Below are 858 nucleotides of genomic sequence, written 5' to 3' on the forward strand. Positions count from 1 at the left end.
CGGCTCGTACAGGTCCGGTGTGATAACCCCTTCCTTGAGGTTATCGAGGACGACGTACTGAACACAACCGCCGAAATAGCGAAACGCTTCTTCGTGCAGTCGCGCCCACACCTCCTGGCTGGATTTCCACACAACCCGCCGGAAACTGTGACGCGAATAGCGCAACGTCATCACAAATAGCCGTGGTCGCCGATAACGTCCAGTCTTCGGATCGCGGGTCGGAGCGCCCTCGCCATAGTCGACCTGGGCCTCCTCGCCGGGCAGGAAATCGAGCCGGTCGAATTGCTCGGGATCGATGTGTCGCAGCGCGCGCACGAACCGTTTGACGCTCTCGTAGCTAGCAGCAAACGAGAACTCGTCGACGAGATCCTGATAGATCGACTGGGCGTTTCGCTGCAGACGAACCTGTTCTTCGATCCATTTCCGATGCGGCTCGCACAACGAGCGGGCAAAATCGAAGTTATGCGCCTCGGCGGGCGTGGCCTGAAAAGCCGGTGGTCGCGGGGGTGGAGGAGTTTGATCCGAAGGGCGCGAGCCGATGGTCGCGGGGATGGGGGCATTTGCGGACGCGGTTGCGCGTGCAGCGAAGATCGCCGTGTAGCGGCGGATCGTCTTGCGGTCGATTCCAGTGATCCGATGAATCTCGCGCTGGCTCTTGTTGAGTTCCAGCAACGTGAACACCGTACTTTGCTGATGCGGCTTCAAGACGTTCAACTCCCACCTCCCCGGCTGGCCAAGGAGGTAAAAATAACGTCCTGCTACGTGGAACGATCGGCGACGTCGGTCTGCTCAGATCGGACCGCAAGGTGGAGGAGTTTGAAGTGACCACACCCGGAGGAGTTTAGGTGACCGCCGGGG

At 60.0% G+C, this 858-nt stretch carries 1 pseudogene; it reads right to left on the reverse strand.

Annotation, left to right across the window (positions count from 1 at the left end):
* Positions 1-714, reverse strand: a pseudogene (locus AB6809_RS36225) (IS21 family transposase); the annotation flags it as partial.
* Between the last annotated feature and the right edge of the window lie 144 nt (positions 715-858).

Source organism: Paraburkholderia sp. RCC_158, from assembly GCF_041355255.1.
In the GTDB taxonomy this organism is placed as follows: Bacteria; Pseudomonadota; Gammaproteobacteria; order Burkholderiales; family Burkholderiaceae; genus Paraburkholderia; species Paraburkholderia graminis.